This is a genomic window from Paenibacillus brasilensis (genome assembly GCF_009363115.1).
Lineage (GTDB): Bacteria > Bacillota > Bacilli > Paenibacillales > Paenibacillaceae > Paenibacillus > Paenibacillus brasilensis.
Genome location: NZ_CP045298.1, coordinates 5,313,230 through 5,332,312 on the forward strand (window position 1 = coordinate 5,313,230; position 19,083 = coordinate 5,332,312).

The 19,083-nt window shown below is 39.3% G+C and carries 25 protein-coding genes and 3 pseudogenes; 9 read left to right on the plus strand and 19 right to left on the minus strand.

Annotation, left to right across the window (positions count from 1 at the left end; genetic code table 11):
- The first annotated feature begins 164 nt into the window (after positions 1 to 164).
- Positions 165 to 1,374, plus strand: a pseudogene (locus GCU48_RS25115) (IS110 family RNA-guided transposase).
- A 197-nt stretch (positions 1,375 to 1,571) separates the two neighbouring features.
- Here GCU48_RS25115 and GCU48_RS25120 read toward each other — a convergent pair.
- Together GCU48_RS25120 and GCU48_RS25125 are read right to left on the minus strand one after the other, a co-directional pair.
- A pseudogene (locus GCU48_RS25120) lies at positions 1,572 to 2,212 on the minus strand (hypothetical protein).
- A 148-nt stretch (positions 2,213 to 2,360) separates the two neighbouring features.
- Positions 2,361 to 2,834: a GNAT family N-acetyltransferase gene (locus GCU48_RS25125; protein ID WP_025716335.1), complete on the minus strand. Its 474-nt coding sequence runs from the start codon at positions 2,832 to 2,834 to the stop codon at positions 2,361 to 2,363.
- Positions 2,835 to 3,229: 395 nt separating this feature from the next.
- Between GCU48_RS25125 and GCU48_RS25130 the strand changes: the two genes are divergently transcribed.
- The gene (locus tag GCU48_RS25130) at positions 3,230 to 3,490 is read left to right on the plus strand and encodes a hypothetical protein (RefSeq protein ID WP_244315956.1); all 261 of its coding nucleotides are present in this window, start codon (positions 3,230 to 3,232) and stop codon (positions 3,488 to 3,490) included.
- Positions 3,491 to 3,687: 197 nt separating this feature from the next.
- Here the strand turns inward: GCU48_RS25130 and GCU48_RS25140 are convergent, their stop codons facing one another.
- From GCU48_RS25140 to GCU48_RS28520, 4 genes are all read right to left on the minus strand, one after another.
- Positions 3,688 to 3,927, minus strand: a complete 240-nt coding sequence (locus tag GCU48_RS25140) for a hypothetical protein (protein ID WP_152381843.1) — start codon at positions 3,925 to 3,927, stop codon at positions 3,688 to 3,690.
- A gap of 226 nt (positions 3,928 to 4,153) precedes the next feature.
- Positions 4,154 to 4,309, minus strand: a complete 156-nt coding sequence (locus GCU48_RS27225; RefSeq protein WP_167518775.1) for a hypothetical protein — start codon at positions 4,307 to 4,309, stop codon at positions 4,154 to 4,156.
- A 43-nt stretch (positions 4,310 to 4,352) separates the two neighbouring features.
- Complete coding sequence (locus GCU48_RS25145) at positions 4,353 to 4,874, minus strand: hypothetical protein (RefSeq protein ID WP_244315958.1); 522 nt, start codon at positions 4,872 to 4,874, stop codon at positions 4,353 to 4,355.
- Between the two features lie 7 nt (positions 4,875 to 4,881).
- Entirely contained in the window at positions 4,882 to 5,196 is a 315-nt protein-coding gene (locus GCU48_RS28520; RefSeq protein WP_244315960.1) for a zinc-finger domain-containing protein, read from the minus strand.
- Positions 5,197 to 5,308: 112 nt separating this feature from the next.
- Here GCU48_RS28520 and GCU48_RS25155 point away from each other — a divergent pair, with 112 nt between their 5' ends.
- Positions 5,309 to 5,533: a DUF6199 family natural product biosynthesis protein gene (locus GCU48_RS25155; protein ID WP_025716331.1), complete on the plus strand. Its 225-nt coding sequence runs from the start codon at positions 5,309 to 5,311 to the stop codon at positions 5,531 to 5,533.
- Positions 5,534 to 5,711: 178 nt separating this feature from the next.
- Positions 5,712 to 6,684: pseudogene (locus GCU48_RS29520) on the plus strand (tyrosine-type recombinase/integrase).
- A 149-nt stretch (positions 6,685 to 6,833) separates the two neighbouring features.
- On the opposite strand, the gene GCU48_RS25170 reads toward GCU48_RS29520, so the two are convergent.
- From GCU48_RS25170 to GCU48_RS25195, 6 genes are all read right to left on the minus strand, one after another.
- On the minus strand, positions 6,834 to 7,160 hold the full coding sequence (locus GCU48_RS25170) for a hypothetical protein (protein WP_152381844.1): 327 nt from the start codon (positions 7,158 to 7,160) through the stop codon (positions 6,834 to 6,836).
- Between the two features lie 317 nt (positions 7,161 to 7,477).
- A complete protein-coding gene (locus tag GCU48_RS29465; protein ID WP_152381845.1) occupies positions 7,478 to 7,855 on the minus strand; it encodes a LytTR family transcriptional regulator DNA-binding domain-containing protein in 378 nt (125 codons plus the stop codon).
- 15 nt (positions 7,856 to 7,870) lie between these two features.
- On the minus strand, positions 7,871 to 7,993 hold the full coding sequence (locus GCU48_RS25180; protein WP_152381846.1) for a cyclic lactone autoinducer peptide: 123 nt from the start codon (positions 7,991 to 7,993) through the stop codon (positions 7,871 to 7,873).
- Positions 7,994 to 8,001: 8 nt separating this feature from the next.
- Entirely contained in the window at positions 8,002 to 8,517 is a 516-nt protein-coding gene (locus tag GCU48_RS25185) for an accessory gene regulator ArgB-like protein (RefSeq protein ID WP_152381847.1), read from the minus strand.
- Positions 8,514 to 9,137, minus strand: coding sequence for a hypothetical protein (locus tag GCU48_RS25190; protein ID WP_244315961.1), 624 nt, complete (start codon positions 9,135 to 9,137; stop codon positions 8,514 to 8,516). Before GCU48_RS25190 ends, GCU48_RS25185 begins: the two co-directional genes overlap by 4 nt.
- A gap of 125 nt (positions 9,138 to 9,262) precedes the next feature.
- Entirely contained in the window at positions 9,263 to 9,595 is a 333-nt protein-coding gene (locus GCU48_RS25195; protein WP_152381848.1) for a YolD-like family protein, read from the minus strand.
- A gap of 158 nt (positions 9,596 to 9,753) precedes the next feature.
- Between GCU48_RS25195 and GCU48_RS25200 the strand changes: the two genes are divergently transcribed.
- Positions 9,754 to 10,101 carry a hypothetical protein gene (locus tag GCU48_RS25200; protein WP_152381849.1) on the plus strand — a complete coding sequence of 116 codons (348 nt, stop codon included), beginning with the start codon at positions 9,754 to 9,756 and terminating at the stop codon, positions 10,099 to 10,101.
- 54 nt (positions 10,102 to 10,155) lie between these two features.
- Here the strand turns inward: GCU48_RS25200 and GCU48_RS25205 are convergent, their stop codons facing one another.
- Positions 10,156 to 10,653, minus strand: a complete 498-nt coding sequence (locus tag GCU48_RS25205; RefSeq protein ID WP_152381850.1) for a PLAT/LH2 domain-containing protein — start codon at positions 10,651 to 10,653, stop codon at positions 10,156 to 10,158.
- 396 nt (positions 10,654 to 11,049) lie between these two features.
- On the opposite strand from GCU48_RS25205, the gene GCU48_RS25210 reads away from it, so the two are divergent.
- From GCU48_RS25210 to GCU48_RS25220, 3 genes are all read left to right on the plus strand, one after another.
- A complete protein-coding gene (locus GCU48_RS25210; RefSeq protein WP_341874669.1) occupies positions 11,050 to 11,892 on the plus strand; it encodes an ATP-dependent DNA ligase in 843 nt (280 codons plus the stop codon).
- A 205-nt stretch (positions 11,893 to 12,097) separates the two neighbouring features.
- Positions 12,098 to 12,316, plus strand: a complete 219-nt coding sequence (locus GCU48_RS25215) for a hypothetical protein (protein ID WP_152381852.1) — start codon at positions 12,098 to 12,100, stop codon at positions 12,314 to 12,316.
- 208 nt (positions 12,317 to 12,524) lie between these two features.
- The gene (locus tag GCU48_RS25220) at positions 12,525 to 13,136 is read left to right on the plus strand and encodes a hypothetical protein (protein WP_152381853.1); all 612 of its coding nucleotides are present in this window, start codon (positions 12,525 to 12,527) and stop codon (positions 13,134 to 13,136) included.
- A gap of 102 nt (positions 13,137 to 13,238) precedes the next feature.
- On the opposite strand, the gene GCU48_RS25225 is transcribed toward GCU48_RS25220, so the two are convergent.
- Positions 13,239 to 14,654: a helix-turn-helix transcriptional regulator gene (locus GCU48_RS25225; protein WP_152381854.1), complete on the minus strand. Its 1,416-nt coding sequence runs from the start codon at positions 14,652 to 14,654 to the stop codon at positions 13,239 to 13,241.
- Between the two features lie 295 nt (positions 14,655 to 14,949).
- Here GCU48_RS25225 and GCU48_RS25230 point away from each other — a divergent pair, with 295 nt between their 5' ends.
- Positions 14,950 to 15,387 carry a hypothetical protein gene (locus GCU48_RS25230; RefSeq protein WP_152381855.1) on the plus strand — a complete coding sequence of 146 codons (438 nt, stop codon included), beginning with the start codon at positions 14,950 to 14,952 and terminating at the stop codon, positions 15,385 to 15,387.
- A 272-nt stretch (positions 15,388 to 15,659) separates the two neighbouring features.
- On the opposite strand, the gene GCU48_RS25235 is transcribed toward GCU48_RS25230, so the two are convergent.
- From GCU48_RS25235 to GCU48_RS25255, 5 genes are all read right to left on the minus strand, one after another.
- Complete coding sequence (locus GCU48_RS25235) at positions 15,660 to 15,893, minus strand: hypothetical protein (protein WP_152381856.1); 234 nt, start codon at positions 15,891 to 15,893, stop codon at positions 15,660 to 15,662.
- 19 nt (positions 15,894 to 15,912) lie between these two features.
- Positions 15,913 to 16,536, minus strand: coding sequence for a hypothetical protein (locus GCU48_RS25240; protein ID WP_152381857.1), 624 nt, complete (start codon positions 16,534 to 16,536; stop codon positions 15,913 to 15,915).
- A gap of 34 nt (positions 16,537 to 16,570) precedes the next feature.
- Positions 16,571 to 17,158 (minus strand): hypothetical protein, encoded by a 588-nt coding sequence (locus GCU48_RS25245; RefSeq protein WP_152381858.1) that lies wholly within the window; start codon positions 17,156 to 17,158, stop codon positions 16,571 to 16,573.
- 706 nt (positions 17,159 to 17,864) lie between these two features.
- On the minus strand, positions 17,865 to 18,311 hold the full coding sequence (locus GCU48_RS25250; protein WP_152381859.1) for a NucA/NucB deoxyribonuclease domain-containing protein: 447 nt from the start codon (positions 18,309 to 18,311) through the stop codon (positions 17,865 to 17,867).
- 204 nt (positions 18,312 to 18,515) lie between these two features.
- Positions 18,516 to 19,079 carry a hypothetical protein gene (locus GCU48_RS25255; protein WP_152381860.1) on the minus strand — a complete coding sequence of 188 codons (564 nt, stop codon included), beginning with the start codon at positions 19,077 to 19,079 and terminating at the stop codon, positions 18,516 to 18,518.
- Between the last annotated feature and the right edge of the window lie 4 nt (positions 19,080 to 19,083).

Below are 19,083 nucleotides of genomic sequence, written 5' to 3' on the forward strand. Positions count from 1 at the left end.
TACCTGCCCGTGGGACCAGATCTCGAGCGCTATAATGTTCACCCCTACTTGTCATGACCATGATTGAGGCTGGTTGGGACATCGATCCCGTATCACATGCGATGCTGTGGAGCGACAAGGAGTTCGTTGGGGCTACCGGTTAATTGATTTCGAGGAGAGATAAAATGAATCCTGTTATCGGGCTAGACATATCTAAAGAAGAAAGCCACGGACAAGCTTTCTTAGAACGAGGAAAACCATACCAAGGGATTTTCTATTTCCAACATACACGGGATGGGCTTGAGATATTGCTTCAAGTTATTCAGGACATCGAACGTGAATCAGGTCATCGGCCTACAATAATTCTGGAAGCAACCGGGCACTATCAAAGCCCTGTCGTTCAATTTCTAGAGGAACATCACTATGTATTTATCGTAATCAATCCGCTCATTTCTAATCGGTTTCGAAAAACAAATCTTCGTAAAGTGAAAACATGATGCTGCCGACGTTTTTCTTCTCGGCGAACTGTACTATAGAGAGGAATTCGAACCCATCAAAAAAAGAGGTGTCCAACTGCTCAATATGCGGTATCTGACGCGACAACATGAGTCCTTCTCTAAGATGTGCGTGCAGACGAAGCTGCAATTCCAAGCTGTTTTGGATCAGGTTTTCCCAGCGTATAGAGGTGTTTTTGGGGCTATGTATTCTAACGTATCTCTTCGCTTCCTACATGGGTTTCCGACCTCATCCTCGGTTCTAGAAGCTAGTGAAGAGACACTCAAAATGACCATTCATGCTCTTCTATCTTCAAAACGAGGGCGATCTGAGAAGTGGATGAATGAACGAGTTCAACGATTGATCGAGGCTGTAAAACAAAACCCATTTCGGGAGACCATGTATGAGAGCCACCTCATCAACCTTAAGATCTTAATCAGCCTTATTCTTCAGTACCAGGAGTACCTTGCTATGTTGGAACAGACCATAGATGCCCTGGCTACTGAGATTGAAGAGTATGATTTAATCCAGTCGATTCCCGGTATTGGCCCTAAAATTGCTGCAACAATTTTATCGGAAATTGGGGAAGTCGACCGATTTGACCATCCAAAGAAACTGGTTGCCTTTGCAGGCATAGACCCCAGTGTTTTTGCTTCAGGTAAGTTTACAGCAACTTGGAATCGAATCACCAAACGTGGTTCCAGGCAGCTTCGGTACGCACTTGTTATGGCGGTACAGTGTGGCCTGATCCGATCTCGCAACACTCGAATTAAAGAATTCTATGAACGCAAAAGAGCTGAAGGAAAACCTCACAAAGTGGCATTAGTAGCATGTGCGAATAAGCGAGTTCATTGGTTGTATGCCATTTTAAAAAGTAAGAAATCGTTCCGTTCGGTATAGCAAATTTATGGTATAATCTTCCATTTAGACTTGGATTAATAAATATAACACAAGCTCTCGAGTTGTTTTGCTGGAAATGTTGACAAGCTATTAGCTGGTATAGCTTAATGAAGCATCGTCAAGACTATTACTTTATTTTTCAGTCTAGAACTTTAGACACCTACAATAAAGACCGCAAAGGCTTAAGCCCTTACGGTCTAATTTACTTCTGGCATCCTGAGTCCAATTTCACCTTCCTTGTTGCGCCCCCGTTCATAGTCGATGGTGACAAAATCCAATGTTCGGTTTGTTTTTAGGCTATTTGCTATGTTAACAATAGCCCTGCGCCGTTTATCTGCAAATGTAGTTGCCGAGATAGGTGGAATGTCCTTACGATAACCTTTTTCCAAATATTGTTGAGCTTTGAGGTATTTCATCCATCCAAAAATAACAGCTTCGCTATCAATCCCTCGTGCTTATCACGCATATTATTTATTGCAAATTTAATATTATTCGTGAGGAATTGATAAAATTTATAATTAATATAGCGCTGGTCTTTTAGTAGAACGGCGTTGGCTGTCACATCTGCTGTCAGTTCTTGACCAGAAACTCGCTTCGCAACTGATCCTTCTGCCGAAAGCAAATCATATGCAGCCATACCGTTTTCCAACTGTTGAAGTGAGTATTCATAGTTTTTGATTACATCAATTAAGTCAGTATATCTGTTTAGCAGCCACTTTGTTTTTCTTATATCTACTGCATCTACATCGTCAAAGAAGTTTACTTGAATTATCTTCTGTGTATCAGATGAGTCTTCATCAGAATGAGCGCGCAAAATTACAGACTGAGTATGTTCCATAAACGTTCATCCCTTCAAAGAAAATCTAATTATTAATTTTCGTTATTCTTGCAACATCAAATAGTATATAAGAGTGATTGAATCTACAATTTTAAAAGTTATTATCCCAATATACATATTCCCTAAAATAAGTCGGTCCATCGTCACCCTAGCGCAAACATTTCTTCATTCTGTAATTTATTAGCTGAACACCATTACGCTCAACAATTTGCGATTTTAATACTCTGTACCCTTTTCTTTCAAAAAATAATTTGGCAGTGATGCTTGCATTTGTGTCTATATCAACGAGACATAATTTTTTTGCCTCAGATTCAAGAGTACTCACCAGCGCCGATGCAATACCCTGACCTTGATAATCTTTATGGACAAATAGTCTATCAAGATAACCATCCCGATTCATATCTGAGAAACCCGCGATACGATTATCCATTTCCACTACATATGAAATATTAGAACTTAGGCCCTTCAACCAAGCCTCTCTCTTCTGACTCAACTCTGCTCTGTTAGCCCAAGCATCAAGTTGCTCTTTGGTGTAATCATGCTTATTTATTTCATGTACTGTCTCATAAAATAGAGTGATAATCTGGTCAATATCCGTCTCATAGAATTTTCGAACAAACAATAGATGTCCCCTCCTTAATTTAGTATTTTTATACTACACCAAGGATGTCTCCTGACGCATGTTCAGATTGCACATTCGTTAATTTTCTAAGATTCCGAGCAATCCTCCGGGCCTGTTCTTCGCATTTTTCATTTCCGAACATGGTCAGGCAACCAATCGTATCAAGTAGCATGCTTTTAATCGCGGCTGACTCTGCATCCTTTTGTTGTATAAGGGATTCAGCCTCTATTGCACGTCTCAAAGCATGAGGGTGTTACTCCCCTACACCTTCACCATAGGGGGTTGTTCTTTATGCGCTCCATTTTGACTTTACATTTGGCTGGCGCTTCGCTTAACATATTGTTAACCTCAATTAAATCTGATAAAATTAAATTCAAAAAATTAGGAGAAAAAACATGGACTTTGTAACCGTACTTCTTATGTGTATTCCGCTTTACGCTGCATTTAGAGCTTTTATAATCACTCGTGATCCAGAAGCAAAAAAAAAGAATCCCAAAAACGACACTAAAAGCTCTAACCTTTTTTGCTTACTTTATATTTATCGTTTTGGGATTTTTTATAATTACAGAAGGTATAGAATACCTCTCTCAGTTATAATTGAATTGGTAATTGCAAGTAGTTTTATAAATCTGAAGGGATTTAGAGTACGGGGGTAAAGGCTGTTACGTCTCAACCCTCTTCAAATATTCCGTAGCAAATCCTCCGCCGTACCCTTCAAGCCGCACAACCTCCGAACCACACAAGTCCCAAGGCTCGGATTCTACTGTCCAAACCTTTTCCCTGTACTTCTCCTTACGGGCTTCATAGCAACCGTGGTTATAACCTGATCGCCTTTTGCAACTTATATGTCCGTTCACTCACCTTTACCGCCTCCATCCCATACCGTTACCTTTAAGCGACCAGAAACAACTTCATCCAACCACAGAGTTACATGTCCGCCGTAGGAGTTTGTCAAACTAAGGTGTTCTTTTCTAACCCCGTCCACTAAAAAGAATCTCGACCATATTTGACCGTCCAAATCTTCTCCAGTCACGTAAACTGGATATCCAACCAATTCAACGTTGAATTTTTCGTTTTCAGTTAACACATTCATTCCTTGTTCCCTCCTTGGGGTTGTAGCAGCTCCGGGTTATCGTGTATGTTGCCGATAGGTTTTCCATACTCATATATACCTGTCAACATCCAAGCGTTTACTGCCCACTCTGCATGTTCTGTACATTTTACAACTCCACGCTCCAGCGCACCGTTTGACCACGGTCTTGTAAACTCGTAAATGTCGTCTTCCCATACACCGTAATTCGGTAAATCTATAAATTGGCCTACTGTTTCAGGATCGACTTTCCACCAAAATTCCGTACAAAAATATTCACTATCCCACTCCACTTCTCACCGACAATTACGTCTTCGCCTATCAGATAACCATGAAACCACTCGCCGTTATCAAGCCGTTTACCACGGAATTTAATCTCTCTCATGCTTATCTCTCCTTTGGTATAGATAGTAGTCGGTGTATCCCCCTTAAAATAGTATCAGTTGCACCGAACGTCTTGGCTCGGGTGGTATCCATTGCTTGCCGTATTCCTGCATCCACTCAGCCACACTCTTACGGCGGTTCCATTCGCTTCGTGGTATCCAGCTTGTGTTATCTCCCTGCACAGCAGCGTTGTAAGGGGCAAACCATTTGGGTAGCATCATTCCTAACAGATGCACGCGAGCTCTGACAGGGCCGCACAGCAAGCCATCAAGGTAACGAATTCGTTCTTCCTCAGACATTCGCATGGTCCCGCCGATAAATACCAGTTGTTCCGTTTGCAGTAACCTCGTATCTCCGCCAGGCTGTAAGATAGGAACCGGATTGTATCCACGCCGCCGCATATCCTGCAAATACCATGCTGTAGCTTCTAGGTTGCCAATCTCGTCATACTGCATGTATTGATGGCGAGATTTAACGTTCCGATCAATGTATGCCCGATAGCCTTGATAAGATATGCAATCCTCCGTAAACGTGCCAGGGTTCCATATCACCATACGATTACGCATGTATGGCTCAAGCCAAGACGGGTATTTCCGCAGCAGGGTCGCGCTCAGGAGCCAGTACGGTACGCTGCTGGCCTGCTCCGCAAGGTGCTTCCGATTTACCCCGGCGACCTAGATAATCCGTTCCATGTTCATCGCCCTTTCTGCCGAGCTGCTTTCCATAGTCTTGTAATTGGTGACCTACAGGACAGTTGATTTTGCAATGCTTGTCCAGCTTGGATGTAACACTGCCATACTTCCAATTAAATTCGTCCCGTGTTTGGCAATTTGAACATTTTTGCTCCAGTAGATCACCAATTGCTGTAACTGCGTCTATCCGGTTCATCCTGCTGTCCCCTCCTTCTTATCCCCAAAGCTGTGTTATGTCCTCTCTGCCCTTGGGGGCTATACTTTCCATCGTTATTTTTTGGTATAATTTATTTAAAGGAGTTGATAAAATGCTTGGTTTCGTACTTATACTTTTTGCAATTATTTTTTTCGCGCTTGGTATTTTAAGTAAACGAAATCCCACTTGGGGATGGCGTGCAAACGAAGCCTGGAAGATCAAAGGTGACTCAGAACCAAGTGATGCTTACATTAATGACATGAAATTTAGAGGCTCTGTATCAATACTCACTGGCTCTTTCTTTTTAGCCTGTGGACTTTTGGTTATATTCCTGTAAGATCCACTACCCTTTATTAATCATCAAAATACCCATATCCAAAAGGCACTTGCTGTTTAGCTGAAGCCCCTAAAATATCATTTAGCATGTTCTCAAATACAGAAATTTGTTTTTCATCCATAGCTTCCAGCAAGCGCACTTCCTTAAATAGAGCATATGTTCTTTCAGAGGGAGAAGTGTGGAAAATTTCAAGAAGTTAAAGAGTGGTTGGCGATACCGATTAAAGTACACTGACGTTTTTACCCAAGAGCAAAGGGAAAAATCAGAACGGGGGGTTCCGCACAAAACCGGAAGCTGAGTTAGCTGCAGCAGAATTTTTAAGGAAAATAAGACAAGGTTACGAACAGATTGATATGCCTCTCGTTGATTATATACAAAGTTGGATCAGCAACTATAAAGAAGGGGCGGTTCGAAAAAACACACGTAAACAACATGAGAATATCTAAAAACACACATCAAGCCTTATTTTAAGTAATTAATGATAAAAGATTTAAAACCAGATATGTACCAAAAATTTCTAGATGCTTGTTTAGCGAGAGGCTTAAGCCGGAGAACAGTTGAAATAATTAACTCAACAGTTTACGGTGCTTTAGAGCTCGCAGTAATTCAGGGAAAGTTAGAACGTAATCCTTGTATAGGATTAATCATTAAGGGAAAGAGGAAACAACATGCGTAAAGGTGAAGCCGCTGCTTTGAAGTGGTCTGATATTAATTTTAAGGAGAAAAAAATCCAAATTGATGAAACTTTGGATTTCTAACCTGATAACGAGGACGAGCTATTCGGGGAAACAATGTACCGACATGATTTAAATCTCATTCTATGCCGGAATGACGGGCGTCCTATGCCGAAGTCAACACTATTTAACACATTTAAACGTATCTTGAAACGTGCTTGCCTGGATGAAGGTTTACGTATCCACTCTCTTCGTCACACCTACGCAGTTCTCATGCTTGAAGCTGGAGCTGATATAAAGTTTGTCCAGGAGCAACTTGGTCATGGTAGTGTACAAATTACATCTGATGTATACGCACACATTTCTAAAAAGTTAGAAAAACGTAACATAGATAGGTATGAGGAGTACACAGCCAATATTCTCGGTTCAAACAATTTAAAGTCGGGGGACGTTTGGGGGACGCCTCAGAAGAATTGATACCCTCCTCTGAAATGTCCCCCATTACAACCCCTAAAAAACCGCGTCTGTACAGGGTTTAATCTATTAATAAAGCGTCAGATACTGATCACGTTCCCACTGGTGAACCTGTGTGCGATTTAAGTTCCACACTTCGGGATAGGGGGTAATTATCCAGAAAGTACTGATTTAGAGCCGATGTTATATATGTTGTTTCGGGATGGTTCGGTATGATCTGTTTTATTTGTGGGCGTTTTGTGGGCGTTGTTGTGGGCATCTATAGAATTCACGGCAATGCCCACAACAACGCCTATTATATCCCCTTGAGCCACACCGTTGGTTCTTTGCAAAGTAAGATCGGGTAGCGTTAAAACTATTACATTCTCTGCGTTAATGCTTTCCGCCATATTTATCAGAACCAAATCTCCGACTAGAATCCGGTCGATTGCATTTTTAGCATGAAAATAAAAATATGTTGTCTTTTTTATCAGTTCCATTATTTCTCCCACCTTTTGTCTTTATACTCGCTGTGAATCAATATCAGTGGGGCTTATTTAGCTATCCTGGCAGGGATGCCAACCCACACTATGCGCCTCTCTTATGGGAGGCGTTTTTTGTTACACCCGATCTATGTAATTATCTAGGCCTAACCGCCTCCCTTTATTTTCAAAATCAAACCTTATACCTATATTAAATCCCAATATTAGGTTCTTTGGCAACAAAAATTCGTCGGGATGAATTCGTCCTATAAAACTACTTTATTCGACATTTTTCTCTAATTTCATCGACAAAAAAAGAACCGCATTGTCGCGGTTCAGGTAGCAAACACGATATTTGGATTAAAAAGATTAAGTGTGCGAGCTACTTCCTCGTATCTCCGTATTGCTATTTGGCATTTAGGAGAATTCTTGACTATCTCTTTCGAGAAATAAGCCACCCTGTAAACGCTGTTCATAAGCACAACGTTTTCCATATTAATAGTGTTGCTCCTGTCTACATTAAGAAAATTATGTCCACTATTATTAAGTAACGTTTCCCAAAACTTAAGTGTACCTACCAAGTAAAATATTCCTCTGAATGTGTGGATAATGACTCTTTCTTGCCATCTATCATAAGACATATAGAGTATGTCTTTTATGGGCAAATCCACCTTTCCACCTTTACCATCAATATCCTTCGAAACCGTGAGCATTTTTAATCACCAACTTTACTTAAGTAATTCTTTCGGCGGTTCTGGGTTATAAACATAGATGAGACTAGCAACGCTGACAGACATTACCGCGATTGCAGCAAGGCTCGACGCAATTGTGCTATAGATGTTTTTCATCATGATAGTTTTCACCTCCTTATACTGATCAATAGTAGACTTTGTGCAAAAAAACTTACGGCTATAAATGGATTAGCAACCCATAGATTAAAGCTCACCACAATAAATGCACCAGCTTTTAGTAATGGGAAATAGCGTGGTGGTATACGTGTTTGTTTTTCTATTCCTGCGGGGGCAAAAATTAGGATCAAGATCATACTTATCACCGTCGCGATCATCGACCACCTGTAGTCCAAATGTACAAAAGATAAGCCAGTAAACAGCAGTGTGGAAACAGCCACGCAGCCCATTCCACTTTTAAGGTGTAGCCCTCCTGTCATTTGCCGCAGAAAAGCGAATGCTGCCATTATCGTAAGCACTTCTCTTATGCGACCCGTGAAAACAGAGATAGCGATGGTTAACCCAGTGATAAATACCATATTTAATATTACAGCCAGAGCGTGCTTTAAAACGGCCACAGATGCCGGGTGATCCGGAACGTTTTTCTTTATATGAACTGCAATCTTATTTGATAAAGCTTCGATCAAATTTCATCCTCCTTTTTGAAAGCGTAGTAAAGGAACATACCAGAAGCTAAAGCAAAAAAAACGATATTTAGCCATACATCGTTGTAATACAACATAATCGTGACTGCGATTAAAGAAAACGCAATTAAGCCGCTCACAATGAAATGTTCCCATTTGAATCTAAGCCGTTCGAAATCCGCCATGAAACCTATCCCGAATTTGTAAAGTACCCATGACAAAAGTAGAACTACAGCGCTTGTTATAGCCTGCAATAAGGCACCTTGGGCCGATCCTTGAAATTGTTCCGTAGGCACATTTTGAAAAAGAATCTTTAGAATTATCGACTGCATAACGCCATATATTGAGAATCCGATTATAGTTATAATACTGGACCACAAAATAGGGACTTTTACTACCGTAGTAATAAGGAAAATGTACAGCAACATACTTATTATCGGCACAAAAACAGCTAAAGATAATTCTTCCCTCAAAACATAACTCTGAGCACTAATAATGAACATAATAATAATAGCTTGCCAAGCGTAATCAATTGCCTTTAACCGGAAAATAGAAAGCATGAGTGCAAAGGCTGCATAGGACTCCATTGTTGAAAAAAGCAAGAACCTAATAGGCTCCCACATAACACATATCCCCTTCATATAATTGGTAACCAGCACACTTTTAATACTACATTTGTTATCAATGCGTGGCAATCCAATTACCAATCTAAATGGAATATTTTATGCATTATGTGAGGTAATTATTCTCATCTTGCCGACACAATATCCTCCAACTTAAACCAACTAAAATCATCTTCCCCACGAAACAGTTTTACTTCACGTCTAGCGGTGTTAATTGACGTTACTACACCAGTCATGTCCGTATCGTCAAATGGGCTAAATATGGTCACTGTCACGGCTGTACGTGTATTGTAAGAGTCTATTAGCGCCTGCTCGATCAATTGTACCTCTTGGTCATCCAGCTCCGGTTTCCCACGGCGCTGGCGATCCTTCATGAGCTTTAAATAAGCCTCTTTATGTTCCGGTATGATAATGCGTGAACTTTCCCATAATCCATTTCCCTTTAGCTTTTTACTCACCTTAACCGCCTCCTGTATACTGATATACAAATTATATAGAGAACATACGTTCCTTACAAGGATTTTTGTATTCACTTCTAAAACTTTTGTACTAGAAAAATATCCCTAGGTCTGATAGACTAAATACAAATATTTACTTATGTAGGGGTGAAAGTGAGATGGGGGCTAAAAATCGTGTAATTGCGGGAGATTACAACGGTAAAATGATTTCACAGAATTTCGGAATGGTAATGTTATCTACAGGCCTTTTTTCGTCTTTTAATTTGGATAAGGAAACGATTGAAAAATATGAAGTTATGGACGAAACGCATACAAAGAGTGCAGCCAGCGCAGTAGGTAGAGGCTTAGTTGGAGGTTTCTTACTTGGCCCAGTAGGATTGCTTGCCGGTCTTTCTGCTAAACAAATAGGGGTACATACGATTGCCCTACAGTTTAAAGATGGAAAACGCAGCCTTATTGAAGTTGATGAAAAAATATATAAAACGTTAATCAAAAAATGCTTCTGAAAAAAACAAAAAGCTCTGCCGACCAATTAAGGTTAGCAGAGCTCCTATTATTAATTAATTGGTTCTAAGAAGAGTAATCTCATCTTTAGTGCCACCGTCTCCTAACCATCTATTAGGTGCTCCAAAATTCGAAACTGATCCGTCTGGATTTGATACTCTAACACTGCTGACTCTCCATCCAGGTTTATAACCACCACCATCAGTGTATAGAACAACCTTTCTTATATTACCAATATTGCTACTACTAATTCTCGTTGTGTCAGTATCTCCTTGTTCATATGAACCAGAAAGAACAGTTGGTTCAGTATTACCACTTGATCCATACAAAGCTATCTTGAGAACTGAGTTGGTTCCTGCATCGTCATCATTGCTAGTCTCTATTGTGACAGTATAGGTTACATTTGCAAATGGAGTTACAGATTCTATGTTGTATGTTGTGTCTGCAGATTGAGCTGGAACTACAGCCTCATTAACTTCTTCCGAAGCAAAAGCTGGAGTTACCATAGTAACAGCTAGAATAGATGTAGCAGCAACAGACAATAATTTTTTCATAGTAAATACCTCCAATTTAATGAATTTATGTAACAAATACATCGTAACACAAATATTTTATTTAATGTGTTTTTAGACAAAAGTAGAAATAACTTTTCAGATTTAGACAAAATTATACATAGATATATTTCTAAAATTTATGAAGAACAACTCTGTTAATAGATTGCTATACATTATGTACCCTAAAGCCTACAAATAATTCAACAAAAATCTCACGTTTGAAATAGAGAGTATTCAGCTAAATATAAAACAAGAAAGACACTTTTCGATTAAATTCAAACTGGATCAATGAAAAAATCTCTTATCAGGGCTTTTCCTCTCCAATACTTACCGCCTCACTACTGCACAACTGAGCGTTATAATTAATTTGAGGTGGTCTATTTGTTCATTTCTCCAATGTTACTTGCAACATCAGATACAGCATTTTCAGATCCACAGTATATATTTGAGCCAAAGATTGATGGGCATCGACTTATATTTTCGCAACAAAATGGCACGATCCGTTTATATACAAGACACAACAATGACTGTACCCGACAATATCCAGAGCTTCAGCTACCATTTGAGGATGACATCATCCTAGACGGTGAGATTGCCTGCGTTGACCCGGTGACAGGTATATCCGATTTTGAATCGATAATGTCCAGGTTTCAGGCCAAGCGATCAGACAAGATACAGCGTCTAATAGTTTCCCTCCCTGTTTATTACGCCATATTTGATGTCTTACAGTATAAAGGCATAGACATGCGTAAACGGCCTCTAATGGAGCGTAAGGAACTGATGTTTAAACTTCAACTTCCGTCCAGTTCATTCGGGATGGTTCCGTATGTTGAAGAAGCTGGCGTAGCTTTATTTGAGCAGATTCAAGCACGGAATATGGAAGGCGTAGTAGCTAAACGGAAAGATAGTGTGTATGTAAGCCGCCGGTCAGCTGCGTGGCAGAAGGTGATTAACTGGTCCTATGCTGACGTATTTATAACAGGTTATCGCAAAGGGGAATTCGGGTGGCTTGCAGGCGTACCGAATGAGAGTGGTAAAATTCGTCCTTCCGGTATCATTGAGCTGGGTGCAACGCCGACACATAAGAAGGCATTTTATGGAGTGTCTAAATCATTGATAACCGGTGAGGACCGAGAGTATGTTTATGTGGAGCCGCGTATAAGAGCCCGTGTTAAAATACGGAACTGGACAAAGGCGGGTCTGCTGCGAAGTCCGGTATTCACGGAATTTATCGTATAGCAAGAAAGCTCCGTTACCTTCGTGGTCAGCGGAGCTTTTTTATTTTTCCAACCTGCTCCCCTACTATTTTTGTTCACTTTCTGTTCCTATATTGTTCGGTTTACTAAGTAAACCATTTGTGCTATATTTAAATCACAGCAAGGGACAATACATACACGACCAACAAGCCGGAAATACCGGATGCGGACGAAAGGATAGATAAACAATGAAGAAATGGACACGCGAAGGTTATGAAGTAGTAGAAATTGCATTCGACCACGATCTGCACCAATTTGAAGTAGTACAAGACGGGGAAACGATCTTCACTATCACGCCTCCAGATTTGGATAGTCAGGCGCAAATTATCGCCGAACTTGACGCTGGCGAAGATGTGAACGGCTGGGAAGATGGCAACGGAAACACCATTTACGTAGAAAAAAAGTAACGCCGCCCCTTGAGTACGTTGACGCTGCTTGGTTGTCTCGTCGCCGGGAAACTACCAAGCAGAGCGTCGGCAAATCCGCAAAGAGCGCACTGAAAGACGGGTACAGAGGTTCATTCCCCCGTCCAGATGCGTTAGTCGAGGGGCGACCACTTTGGCTCAAAAGTCGATTCGGAATTGAGTCATGATACAAATAGGCGACAAATTCGAAATGTTAACCGTCAGAGGCAAGCGGGATGACGATCGGTGGAAATGCGTATGTGATTGCGGAAATTCCACCTTTGCTTCTACTACGCAGCTTAAATACAAGACAAAAAAATCATGCGGGTGTTTGCGCCGAAAATCCCCGCCTAATATGATTGATATAGCGGGCAATAGATACGGTATGTTGACGGTTATTGCACGTGCTGGACGCACGGACAAGGATAACGCTACCTGGTTATGTCGCTGCGACTGCGGCAAAGAGATACCAGTGAACGGTACAACCCTCCGACGGGGTGAGGCAGTGTCCTGCGGGTGTCAGCGGCCAGAACAAGCCCGGAAGGCCCGGGAGATTCTGCAAACGGAGATGTCAGTCGACGGAGTCCCGCTCCCCCTACTAACTAAAAAGGTAAGGTCTGATAGTAAGACGGGACATAAAGGGGTGCATAAGCGGGTAAAAAAGGGACGTGAATACTACGAGGTAAACATAACTGTAAAAGGCAAAAGGAGGTATGCTACAGCGACAACCTTAGAGGGTGCGATAGAAAAAAGAAGGACGCTAGAAGAGAAATATCACAAGCCATTAATAGACAAATTTAAACAAGCCCCGCTGACCAATTAATGTTAGCGAGGCTTTTGCTTTACTTACGTTTAAGCACCTCCATGCTGTACTTGAGGCTCTATACCATGCGAGTGAATAGGTACAGTAACAATTAACAAAAAGCTAGCTGCGACGATCAACAGTGCCATTTTTTTTAACATTGTTCATCCACACCTTTTCAATAAGATTTAAAAAATTTGCTTTGGTTTCAGGAGTCGCATGTTCTCGAAAATGTAGAAATAGCCCCATACAATTTATGAAATTAGTCTCATTATTTAGTGTATGATAACTTACCATTGAATACATCAAATGTTTAAAACCATCATCGTAAGAACTTCGATGTAAATAATAATGAGCCAACTCGTAACCACACCACGCAAAATAATCTGGTACCACTTGTTGAGTATACATATCACTTGGTGAGTGATCAGATATTGATACAATGTCCGCTTCAAAGCGTTTAATTATGTTACTAACATCAATATCATATTGGTTAGCCGCTATCATAATATTCAGCAGTTGGATGACCTTATCTTCTTGAGTTGTATCCTCCGCTGCATCAATGTATTCAACATAATCCGAAAGTACGCTTATATCCCCAGATAAAAGTTTATTCACGATACTATTAGCTTTTGCCCAGTGCTTAAACAAACCAATCCAGTGTTGGGTATGTCCGTCTGTCTCTTTAACCCAATCTAAATTATCGTAGGCGTATGTATATTGTAGAGCTTGGTGGTAATCGCCTTGGGCTTCGTAGACACCTGCACACAGCAGGTCAGCATAGGAAATGTATACAAACAAAGGACGGCTTAGCTTATCAGTAGATTCAGGGCGTTCTCGGCCATTCTGTTGATGTTTCAGTGTATATTGGATTTCGGCTTTAGCTCTCATTTTCCTTGCCATTTCGTCAACCTTGTCCCATTTACGTAAAGACCTGTACACATTAGCCAAATCCTTCAATGCGTCAAGCTGGTCTATTTCATCCAGACGTTCCACGAAGGGTTCAAATAGCGTTGCAGCTTTGAGATTCCGGCTTTGATCGTCTCCAACTTGAATCGTAAATATACGATATTGACAGACTGCCAAACGCTCAGAGTGCTGGTACTTCTCCACTTCTGCCACGTTCTCATAGAGTACCAGTGCCGCTTCATGTCGTCCCTGTGCAAATAGATCTTCCGCAATGTCAAATAGTTTTGACGAATAGAGTAGATTATCCATGATGACTCCCACCACACGACGGATCGTATCCAACTTGTCCAACTCCGCACAGCGATACAAAAATGGCTCGATCCGCCTCATATTCGGTTGTAAGTCGATGATGTAGTTATCTATAAACAAGTCGTAAAAGTGGCCTTCCGGTAAACCCATAGCCTCCGTAATTAGGTCAAGCTGGTTAATGGACATAGGCTTATTTCCTGACACAATAGCACTTACCGCTCCCCTATTCATGCCTGCAATTTGCCCAAATTGCGTTAGGCTCAAACCTTCTTGTTGGAGGTAACTGTCTAATTCCGTTCGAATCGTAGGTGTATGCTTCATGTCATATCCACCCTTCACATAAAAATTCCAAGATTTTTATATTCTTGCATTCTATTGTTGTCCATAATTTAACAGCTGTCAATAACTTTTTTGGATTTTTTTTTGGCATTTTTTTAAAAGAATTTCGGCATAATCAGTGGCATGAAATGACGTAAAAAAAACATTCTCCGCCAGCCTTTACCTAATCTAAAAAAACTAAATATATTCATATATGCTATAAAAAGGACTATATCAATAATAGCAGAGTCCTTTACGCTGATTATGCATTTACAAATTTTTCAAGGAGGTACTTTGTATGAAAGTAAAATTTCTACCACAAGCTTTTCTAGCTGTAACGTTACTCATTTCTTGGGGGGGCGTCAGTCCGGCAATCTCTCATGCTGAGAAAGGAGAGAAAATCCCTGACCAAATGTTAGCGGGTACAATCATCCAATATGATGAGAACAATAACATGGTTGTATTGGAAAAAGGAACTCCGGTCCCTGAACAGCAAAAATCTAAAGCTGCTATTGCCCCACTTACTGCTGAACAACAGGCTGAGCTAGAAAAAGAAAAACAAGAGGATAAAGAGATCGAAGAAGCAACCAAATCACTGCCGGTATATCATATTGATAACCCTGACCCTCAGCCTGGTTTAAAAGTAATTTATGACGGCGAAGGTTTTATCAAAGATTTTATCTTGCCTGATCAAAAGGAAATCAACTGGGACTTATACATACGGAGAATACGATAATAAAATTAAAATTCGCGGAACATCTAGTGGCTATGTTCGAGACACAGGGAGTTTATTATTAGGTAGCACTTCTCAGAAAAATCAGGAAGAAGGACGCGGCGTATATTATTATGATTTCACATCGAAAATCCAAACCCCATTTTCATACAAGAAGAGGGTTTTATCAATAACTTCATCCTGCTGAACAAGTAATCGTTCTGATTGCCGCCATGCCAAAGAGCCGGAAAAAGAGGATGCAATCCTCTCTCCGGCTCTCTCTTTATCTATACCGGCTATATACCAGCGGAGTCCTTTTTTACATCTACTCTAAATTCAAACTGCTTTCTCATAAAATAGCTTCCATTAACCTTAATGGAATCAGGTGTATATTTTTCTATCATACCACCATAATCTACAATCTCCACCATTTCGTCGTTCAGTGGTCTAACTACGCATACTTGGGACTGTGATAGAGCTGCTCCCAGAAAATCGGCATCCATACTAAGCACTTTATATATGTTTCCCAACTAAATTCTCCTTTAGAAACTAAATATTTAATGTTGCTTTAAACTTCTCGGTCGCCTTGTTGATAATTAATACAACAAGGTTTGAACCATATCCGAGCAGAAAGACAACAAGTTGGGCATTCGCAAAATCTATATTTCCATCTTTTTTTGTAAACAAAACTCCCACAAATAAAATTGGTACAAAACAAGCTATTAGTAATTTAGTCAATGATTTATTAAATTTCTCATAATACGTAGTTATAAAAAAGAACATAGCCCCTAGCATACTTAACACTAGATATTTAATATAAAGATATTCAGTGCTGTTGTCCATTCCTACGTTATCAATTGTTATATACATTAAAGAGTAAATCATAATTAAAATAATAAACATATATGGTGTTGTTACAATCGTAAATTTAGAGGCCAGTCTTCCATGTGCGAAGACTTTACCTGATTTATGTTCTTTTAATATAAGAATAAACTCATCAATTTCAAATTTGATTTTAAACAGCTTATTCTGGTCATCAGGATTAATGGAATTAAGTTTTGTAAATAACTTTTTACATCTTCTAATTACAGCCATTCCAACTTCGTCATATTCATCTGCATTCTCCGAAATTTGCATCAACTTTTCAATTAAATCTTCTTTAAGTTTACTCATATTACTCCTCCCAAAAAACTATCTGTTGAATTTTTCAATTAAAAACGGCTTTTACTTTTTCAATCATTTTATTCAAAATGTGAGTGAGCATATCAGAACTATAACCAAGTAAGAATACATATACATTCTCATTTGAGAGTGAAAAAGGTTCATTTTTATCTATAAATAAAACACTTATAAAAATAAATGGAATAATCATGGCAACTAAAAGTTTATTGCCAACCTCATTAATTTCTTTTAATGAGGTCGTAACTAAAAATAGTAACGCTCCATATAAACTTATACCAACATATTTAAGGTATATTCTGGTCTCCTCAAAAAAATTATTTCCTGAATTCATTATAAAAATTATGGCATAAACAATTAGCAAAATTGAAAAAAGCATGTACAAGTTGTGTATCTTATTAGATATAAAAGAATTGGCTTTTATCCTAATTTCATCAATTTTTAAATTCAAGAGATACAACTTCGCTTGATCATCATCTTTGATTCTAGAGAGTTTTTTATATACCTTTGTTATATCTTTTAGAACCTTTAGTTTCTTTGCTTCAGGATCAGACCTAAATGATTCTTCTAAAAGTATATTTAACTTCTCTTCAATAGTTTTCTTTGTATATTCCAATTTATCACCCTGCATATGTATTTACTTATATTCCCTATTTAGATTATTGCAACATTAAACGAATTAGTCAACAAGAACTATTACTATTGAACCATTAGCTTTTAAAAAAATTATCAACTATTCTCGATAAAGATAACTCCATCTCCTTTACCTTATTTAATTATCAGATAGCACAAAAATGGCATCTTCTCTAGAAAGAGAAAATGCCTTTTTTGTGCACTACTTTATTTAACACTTATCGCCTCCCAATTAAGGGAAGGCGACTAGTACTCTGTTAATTTAGAAAAGCAAAACTCAAAATTTATCGTTATTAAAAATTATTTCAGTCCATTACAATATGTTACTAACCAACTACTTAAAAAGAATCAATATTAGCAAAACCAAAATTATCAACTTACACATTCCAAAAGTTGTTCTTACCATTTTAAGAATAAATTCTTCAGTAAATTTCATCATTATCTGACCCCTTAACCAAGATCAGAGGCCTAGTCGCAATACCAACTACAATATACCATAAATTTCAAAGATGAGCTATACTCTGATACACTTTTACCTGACTTAACGTAACTACAACAGTTCTATATCTGACTTTAACACTTTATATGTATAGTTCATGCTGATCACCTCAGGATAGATATTCGGTGAATTGCGTGGTAATACCTTCAACAAAAAAATACCCGCCGACCATAAGGTAAGCGGGCTTTAACTATTTAACGATAAATTCAACCTTTGTGCCGTCCGCGTAGTCGTCCAACTTATGACCAACCCACGATCCAGCTCCACGATTATCTTTGGGTGATATGTACTTTATATCTGCACCCTCTCCACCTTCGGAGCACATCGCCATAGGCCATTCATCGCGATCTTTGCCCTTCTTGGTTGGTACGTCTTTAAGAGACAGCTCACGGTTATGCTCGGCCCCTTCGCGATCAATCGTGCATACTGGAGACTTCCCGGCTGCAATGGCCTTTTTAATGTGCTGCGCTGTCTCGGGATACTTTGACGACGGAAATTCCAGCTTAGCCATGTCTGCCGATACCTGGGTTACCGGAACGGCTGCAGGGTCGATCTTAGCGGTCTTTACGACGTCTTGCTGCACGCTGCAGCCTGCTATTAGGACTGTGGCCAACAACGTCACTATCCATCTAAACATATGTATACCTCCCTAAACGTAAAAAACACCCCACCAGCTTAGCCAGTAGGGTGTCACCGATGTTTTGGATTTCATCAACTGCCTGATAACTGGCTACAGTGCTCTATCTGCTTGATACACTATTAAAAGGCCTATGTTACCTTATAGTCAACTTTTGAATACCCACAAAAAAATTGTTTAATATTCAAAATTTCTATGAATCGTTTAGTGAAACAACCCATTGTTTTCAGTGATTATCTCTAGAAATATTTCATTTGGTAAAGATTCTAAATATTCTTTTCTGATAATCTCGTTTTGCTCTTTAGTAACGTTTGTAATAATCATTCTCCCAGTAGCCTTGTTGTTACTTAAATACAATTTTAGAGTAACATCCTTTGAATTTATAAATGATATAGAGCGAAGCCATTCTTGACATTCACTCCTTTTCAATTCCATTTTGTCTTTTTCTTCCCTTTGTTTTTGTTTTAACTTTCTGTTCTCATTAGCTAAAGAGAACAGAATTGTAAGCAATGCAACCATTGGTAAGACTATTGTCATCAATACAGAAAAGTTCGTTAATTGCTTAGGGACTTTAACAACCAAAAACAAACCTATAAATAAAGAAGAAATAAGCCATGCTGATGGTAAAAACCTAAACATTAAAAATTGAAATATTTTTTTACGACCAATAAGACCAGAAGAACCCCACAGACCTCCGAAATAGGAAATTAAAGTAATAATTATCCAAACCAGCAGCAATACGAGCTGAAGCATTAACCAATTTGGCACAATT